The organism is Kitasatospora sp. NPDC001225 (assembly GCF_053597855.1).
The window spans coordinates 1-7144 of the sequence record NZ_JBSFJC010000233.1 but is presented as its reverse complement, the minus strand read 5'-3'; the positions used below and the strand labels follow the sequence as shown (position 1 = coordinate 7144).

The 7144-nt window shown below is 71.2% G+C and carries 6 protein-coding genes; 3 read left to right on the top strand and 3 right to left on the bottom strand.

Going from position 1 to position 7144, the window contains the following annotated elements; all coding sequences use genetic code 11:
• Positions 1–114: 114 nt before the first annotated feature.
• Both ACWDCZ_RS37940 and ACWDCZ_RS37935 read right to left on the bottom strand, forming a co-directional pair.
• The gene (locus ACWDCZ_RS37940; protein ID WP_387831215.1) at positions 115–576 is read right to left on the bottom strand and encodes a GNAT family N-acetyltransferase; all 462 of its coding nucleotides are present in this window, start codon (positions 574–576) and stop codon (positions 115–117) included.
• Positions 577–675: 99 nt separating this feature from the next.
• Positions 676–1467: a VOC family protein gene (locus ACWDCZ_RS37935; RefSeq protein ID WP_449818309.1), complete on the bottom strand. Its 792-nt coding sequence runs from the start codon at positions 1465–1467 to the stop codon at positions 676–678.
• 191 nt (positions 1468–1658) lie between these two features.
• Between ACWDCZ_RS37935 and recD2 the strand changes: the two genes are divergently transcribed.
• The 3 genes from recD2 (at position 1659) to ACWDCZ_RS37920 (ending at position 6687) form a co-directional block, all read left to right on the top strand.
• Positions 1659–3896 carry an SF1B family DNA helicase RecD2 gene (gene recD2 / locus ACWDCZ_RS37930; protein WP_449818308.1) on the top strand — a complete coding sequence of 746 codons (2238 nt, stop codon included), beginning with the start codon at positions 1659–1661 and terminating at the stop codon, positions 3894–3896.
• 225 nt (positions 3897–4121) lie between these two features.
• Positions 4122–5411 carry a citrate synthase gene (locus ACWDCZ_RS37925; RefSeq protein ID WP_049651143.1) on the top strand — a complete coding sequence of 430 codons (1290 nt, stop codon included), beginning with the start codon at positions 4122–4124 and terminating at the stop codon, positions 5409–5411.
• Between the two features lie 556 nt (positions 5412–5967).
• Entirely contained in the window at positions 5968–6687 is a 720-nt protein-coding gene (locus tag ACWDCZ_RS37920) for an SDR family NAD(P)-dependent oxidoreductase (RefSeq protein ID WP_049651142.1), read from the top strand.
• A gap of 85 nt (positions 6688–6772) precedes the next feature.
• Here ACWDCZ_RS37920 and ACWDCZ_RS37915 read toward each other — a convergent pair.
• Positions 6773–7144, bottom strand: a 372-nt coding sequence (locus ACWDCZ_RS37915) for an HAD-IC family P-type ATPase (RefSeq protein ID WP_449818307.1), incomplete at its 5' end; no start/stop codon positions are given.

The window sequence follows — 7144 nt, the reverse complement described above, 5'->3', positions numbered from 1 at the left end:
CTGCAGGGGGGACCCTGTGGGAGAGTAGGACGCCGCCGAACAATTCTTCAGAAGAACCCCCATCCGGGTCCCGGATGGGGGTTCTTCGCGTTTTCCGGGCTTTTGAGCGCGTTCTCAGAGCTTGAGCTTGAACCCGACGTGCGAGGCCACGAACCCCAGCCGCTCGTAGAAGCGGTGTGCGTCCGTGCGCGTCGCGTCGGAGGTCAGCTGGACGAGGTCGGCGCCGAGTTCGCGGGAGCGGTCGACGGCCCACCGGATCAGTTCGGTGCCCAGGCCGCTGCCGCGTTCGTCGGCGTGGATGCGGACGCCCTCGATGATCGTGCGGGTGGCGCCGGCCCGGGAGAGGCCGGGGACGACGGTGAGTTGGAGGGTGCCGACGGTGCGGCCGGCCCGGTCGGCGACGATCAGGTGCTGGTGCGGGTCGCCGTCGATGCTGGCGAAGGCGGTGCGGTAGGGGGTGAGGTCGTCGGGGCTCTCGCGGGTGGCGCCCAGGGGGTCGTCGGCGAGCATGGCCACGATCGCCGGCAGGTCGTCGGCGGTGGCCCGCCGGATCGTCAGAACAGCCGTTTCAGTCATGATCAGAGACTAGAGGCCCCTGTCTGGCGCACCGCGCCTTGTCTACGCCCGTAGCACCCCTTCCCGGGCCTTCTGAAGGGCCGTGGGACCCTCTCGGCGTCAGTCCCCGGGCTTGGCACTGGTGATGACGGCGAAGACGGCGCCGTGCGGGTCGACCAGCTGGGCCAGGCGGCCGACGCCGTGCACGTCCATGGCCGGGATCCGTACGGTCGCGCCGAGGGTGTCGGCGATGGCGAGGCTGGCGTCGGCGTTGGGGACCTCGAAGTAGGGGAGCCAGTGCGAAGTGGTGCCGCGCGCGGTGTGTTCGGGGCCGAGCTGCATGATGCCGCCGTGGGCGTCGTCGCTGCCGCCGCCGGCCGGGGTGAGGACGGTGTACATCACCTCGCCGAGCGGGACGTCCTGCTCCTGCCAGTCGAAGACGGAGCGGTAGAAGGACTTGTCGAGTTCGGCGTCGACGCTGTAGCACTCGGTCCAGCAGAGGCTGCCCTCCTCGGTGACGACGTCCAGGCCGCGGGTGTCGTGCGGCTGCCAGACGGCGAAGTCGGCGCCGGTCGGGTCGGTGTAGGCGGCCATCCGGCCCGCGGTGAAGACGTCGAAGGGGGCGAACCGGACGCGGCCGCCGGCCTGTTCGACCAGCGCGGTGGTGCGGTCGGCGTCCTCGGTGGCGAAGTAGAGCGTCCAGCCGGGCGGGGTGCCCTCCTCGGCGAGCGGGCCCAGGGCGGCGACGGTCCGGCCGTCGAGCTGGAAGAAGCCGTAGCCGCCGGCCTCGGGGCCGGCCGAGTCGAAGGTCCAGCCGAACAGCGCGGTGTAGAAGTCGACGGACGCGCGGGTGTCGGGGCTGCTCAGGTCGAGCCAGTCCGGGGAACCGGGGCGGAAGTCGGTGTTGAGCATGGCGGCACTGCTCCTCGGACGGGGCCCGGGCGGGCGTGGTCGACGGCGGTCCCCCTCGGTCCCTCCCAGCCTGGCACCTCGGCCGGGGCGGTGCACGGCAGCGGCCGCCGCACCGGCGGGGGCGGGGTGTCGGGGCGGGGCGGTACGGTGCGTAGCGGAATCGTCCACCCGTACCGGTCGAAGGGGGTCCGGTGAGCAAGCAGGCGGCGCAGTCCGGGCAGCAGGTGCCGCGCCAGCTCGCGCAGGTCGAGGGCGTGCTGGAGCGGATCACCTACGCCAACGAGGAGACCGGCTACACGGTGGCCCGGGTGGACACCGGCCGGGGCGCGAACGACCTGCTGACGGTGGTGGGCGCGCTGCTGGGGGCGCAGGTCGGCGAGTCGCTGCGGCTGCACGGGCGGTGGGGCTCGCACCCGCAGTACGGGCGGCAGTTCACGGTGGAGAACTACACCACGGTGCTGCCCGCCACGATCCAGGGGATCCAGCGGTACCTGGGCTCGGGGCTGATCAAGGGGATCGGGCCGCGGTTCGCCGAGCGGATCGTGGAGCGCTTCGGGGCGGACACCCTGGCGGTGATCGAGAACGAGCCGGGCCGGCTGATCGAGGTGCCGGGGCTGGGGCCCAAGCGGACCAAGAAGATCGCCGCGGCCTGGGAGGAGCAGAAGGCCATCAAGGAGGTGATGGTCTTCCTGCAGGGGGTCGGGGTGTCCACCTCGTTGGCTGTGCGAATCTACAAGCAGTACGGCGACGGTTCGATCGGGGTGGTGCGGAACGAGCCGTACCGGCTGGCCTCGGACGTGTGGGGCATCGGCTTCCTGACGGCGGACCGGATCGCCCAGGCGGTGGGGATCCCGCACGACAGCCCGGAGCGGGTGAAGGCCGGCCTGCAGTACGCGCTGTCGCAGAGCACCGACCAGGGGCACTGCTTCCTGCCGGAGGAGCGGCTGATCGCGGACGGCGTGAAGCTGTTGCAGGTGGACGTCGGGCTGGTGATCGACTGCCTGGCGGAGCTGGTGGCGGCCGAGGGCGTGGTGCGCGAGGCGGTCCCGGGGGAGGGCGGCGAGCCGGTCACCGCGGTGTACCTGGTGCCGTTCCACCGGGCGGAGATCTCGCTGGCCAACCAGCTGGTGCGGCTGCTGCGTTCGGACGCGGACCGGATGCCGTGGTTCGGGAACGTGGACTGGCCGGTGGCCCTGGACTGGCTGGCGAAGCGGACCGGGGCCGAACTGGCGCCGGAGCAGGAGGAGTCGGTCCGGCTGGCGCTGACCGAGAAGGTCGCGGTGCTGACGGGCGGTCCGGGCTGCGGCAAGTCGTTCACGGTGAAGTCGATCGTGACGCTGGCGCTGGCGAAGCGGGCCAAGGTGGTGCTGGCGGCGCCGACCGGCCGGGCGGCGAAGCGGCTGGCGGAGCTGACCGGGGTGGAGGCCTCGACGGTGCACCGGCTGCTGGAGCTGAAGCCGGGCGGGGACGCCGCGTACGACCGGGACCGGCCGCTGGACGCGGACCTGGTGGTCGTCGACGAGGCCTCGATGCTGGACCTGATCCTGGCGAACAAGCTGGTCAAGGCGGTGCCGCCGGGCGCGCACCTGCTGTTCGTGGGGGACGTGGACCAGCTGCCCTCGGTGGGCGCCGGGGAGGTGCTGCGGGACCTGCTGGCGGAGGGCGGGCCGATCCCGTCGGTGCGGCTGACCAGGATCTTCCGGCAGGCGCAGCAGTCCGGCGTGGTGACCAACGCGCACCGGATCAACGAGGGCAGGCCGCCGCTGACGGACGGGCTGGCGGACTTCTTCCTGTTCGCCGAGGACGACGCGGAGCGGGCGGCCGGGCTCACGGTGGACGTGGTGGCGCGCCGGATCCCGCAGAAGTTCGGCTTCGACCCGCGCCGGGACGTGCAGGTGCTGGCGCCGATGCACCGCGGCCCGGCCGGCGCGGGGAACCTGAACACCCTGCTCCAGGCGGCGGTGACGCCGGCCCGGGAGGGGCTGGCCGAACGCCGGTTCGGCGGCCGGACGTTCCGGGTGGGGGACAAGGTCACCCAGATCCGCAACAACTACGACAAGGGGCGGAACGGCGTCTTCAACGGCACAGTGGGAGTGGTGACCGCGCTGAGCGTGGACGACCAGCGGCTGACGGTGCTCACCGACGAGGACGAGGAGGTGGCGTACGACTTCGACGAACTGGACGAGCTGGCCCACGCGTACGCGGTGACGATCCACCGCTCGCAGGGGAGCGAGTACCCGGTCGTGGTGATTCCGGTCACCATGTCCGCTTGGACGATGCTCCAGCGGAACCTGCTCTACACCGCTGTGACCAGGGCACGGAAACTCGTGGTGCTGGTGGGGTCACGCAAGGCGATCGGACAGGCCGTCCGGGCCGTCAGTGCAGGTCGGAGGCATACCGGACTCGACCATCGGCTCGCAGCTGGATGATTATCCAACGGGATGGTTGCCTCTAATGTTCTCTTGACGTGAAGAGATTTACGGCAGAGCCTAGGGTGGTGCCGATCTTGTCCGGTTCGTACCGGCTGCGGCAGCAGGTTTTGTAGGGGCGGGCCCTTTCGGGCCACCCCGGGTGCGCGACTGTCCTCCGGATGGGGGATGGTAGAGACAGTCAGGGCACCTTGGAAGAGGATTCATTTCGTCGGTGAGGAAGACGTGAGCGACAACTCGGTAGTACTGCGGTACCAGGACGGCGAGTACGAGTACCCCGTCGTCGAGAGCACTGCGGGCAACGCCGGCTTCGACATCTCGAAGCTGCTCCCGCAGACCGGCCTGGTCACCCTGGACAACGGCTTCGGTAACACCGCCGCGTACAAGTCCGCGATCACCTTCGTGGACGGCGACAACGGCATCCTGCGGTACCGCGGCTACCCGATCGAGCAGCTCGCCTCCGATGGCGGGTTCATCGAGACCGCGTACCTCCTGATCAACGGCGAGCTGCCCAACGCGGACCAGCTGGCCGAGTTCAACCGCGAGATCACCCAGCACACCCTGCTGCACGAGGACGTCAAGCGCTTCTTCCAGGGCTTCCCGCGGGACGCCCACCCGATGGCCATGCTGTCCTCGGTCGTCGGCGCGCTGTCCACGTTCTACCCGGAGAGCCACAACCCGTTCGACGCGGCCCAGCGCCACCTGTCGACGGTCCGCCTGCTCGCCAAGCTGCCGACGATCGCCGCGTACGCGTACAAGAAGGCGATGGGCCAGCCCTTCGTCTACCCGCGCAACGACCTGAGCTACGTCGAGAACTTCCTGCGGATGACCTTCGCCGTCCCCGCCGAGGACTACGAGCTCAACCCGGTCGTCGTCAACGCGCTGGACAAGCTGCTCATCCTGCACGCGGACCACGAGCAGAACTGCTCGACCTCCACCGTGCGCCTGGTCGGCTCCAGCCACGCCAACCTGTTCGCCTCGATCTCGGCCGGCATCTCGGCCCTGTGGGGCCCGCTGCACGGCGGCGCCAACCAGGCCGTGCTGGAGATGCTGGAGAGCATCCAGAAGGACGGCGGCGACGTCGACGCCTTCATCACGAAGGTGAAGAACAAGGAAGCCGGCGTCAAGCTGATGGGCTTCGGCCACCGGGTCTACAAGGCGTTCGACCCGCGTGCCGCCCAGGTCAAGCTGCTCGCGCACGAGGTCCTCGGCCAGCTCGGCAAGAGCGACGAGCTGCTGGACATCGCGCTCAAGCTGGAGGAGCACGCCCTCAAGGACGACTTCTTCATCTCGCGCAAGCTGTACCCGAACGTGGACTTCTACACCGGCCTGATCTACCGCGCCATGGGCTTCCCGACCAGCATGTTCACCGTGCTGTTCGCCCTCGGCCGGCTGCCGGGCTGGATCGCCCACTGGCACGAGATGATCAACGACCCGACCAGCCGGATCGGCCGTCCGCGCCAGATCTACACCGGCACCGCGATCCGCGACTACGTCCCGCTGGACGCCCGCTGACCGCAGCGGCGCCGACCACCGGCCCGCACGGAAGCTGAGAGGGGCCCGACCGCGAGAGCGGCCGGGCCCCTTCGCGTCCCGGTGGCGCGCCCGAGGGCCCGCGCGGGGACGGAACCGTACGGCGCACGACTCCGGGGTCGGCCGCAGCCGGGGACGGCCGCTCAAAGCGTCCCAGGCCCGCCAGAACCCCGGCGTCGTGCGCGAAGGCCGTCAGGGTCGACGACCGTCCCGGGGCCCGCCGGAGCCCCGTCGGCGACAGCCCGCTGGAAGCGCGGGGACACGTTGCCGTTCAGCGTGTCCCCGCCCACCGGAAAAACTGCCGCACTACCAACCTAAGACGTATCAGGGTGCGAGAAGTTACGCCCGGGGGGTGTGAGCTGCCTCTCGCCACGCTCCGTGTGCGCGTCGTACCACGCTCATATCACACCTTCGCTCGCGCCGGACGTCACCCTCCCCGCAGTCACGGCAACCGAGCGTGATAGGAATCGTGGCATTCCGGTACGGACCGTCGCGCACATTCGCCGCGCGACGGCGGAACTGGGGAGGGAGTGCGCAGATGGCCAGGAACGTCGTCGTCACCGGCGGTGGCACGGGAATCGGGTACGAGGTCGCGCGGCGGTTCGTCGAGGCCGGCGACCACGTGGTGATCGTGGGCCGCCGCCGGGAGGTCCTGGAGAAGGCCGCGGCCGGACTCGGGCCGAACGTCACCCCGCTGGTGTGCGACCTCGCCGACCCGGACGCCGTCGAGGCCGCGCTCGCCGACCTGCCCGAGCGGATCGACGTCCTGGTCAACAACGCCGGCAGCCGCGAGACCGTGGTCGGCGGCGGGCCGCACGCCCTGCTGGCGCGCTGGCGCGGCGACTTCGAGCGCAACGTGCTGACCGTGGTGCTGCTCACCGAGTCGGTCCGCGACCGGCTCACCCCGGGCTCCGGCCGGGTGGTCACCATCAGCTCCATCGCCGCCCTGCGCGGGGCCGGCTCGTTCGGCGCGGCGAAGGCCTCGCTGCACGCCTGGAACCACTTCCTGGCCGCCCAGTTGGGCACCTCGGGCATCACCGCCAACATCGTCGCGCCGGGCACCGTCGCGGGCACCGAGTTCTTCGGGCCGCGGCTGGACGAGGCCGAGGTCGCCCGCCGGGCCGCCCGCACCCTGCTCGGGCGGATCGGCGAGACCGGCGAGGTGGCGGCGGCGGTGTACTTCCTGGCCTCGCCCGAGGCCGGGTTCATCACCGGCGAGATCCTGCACTGCAACGGCGGCGAGCTGCTGGGGCGTTGAGGCCCGGCCCCCGAGGGCCCCGGGGCACCCCGTACGCGTCGAGGCCCCGGACCGACACCGGTCCGGGGCCTTCGCGTCGGCCGGCTCAGGCGGGCCGGAAGCGGCGCAGCCGCAGGCTGTTGGTGACCACGAAGACCGAGGAGAAGGCCATCGCGGCCCCCGCGACCATCGGGTTGAGCAGGCCGGCGGCGGCCAGCGGGATCGCCGCCACGTTGTAGCCGAAGGCCCAGAACAGGTTGCCCTTGATGGTGGCCAGGGTGCGGCGGGAGAGCCGGATCGCGTCGGCCGCCGAGCGGAGGTCGCCGCGGACCAGGGTGAGGTCGCCGGCCTCGATGGCGGCGTCGGTGCCGGTGCCCATGGCGAGGCCCAGGTCGGCCTGGGCGAGCGCGGCCGCGTCGTTGACGCCGTCGCCGACCATCGCGACGACCTTGCCCTCGGCCTGCAGCCGCTTGACGGT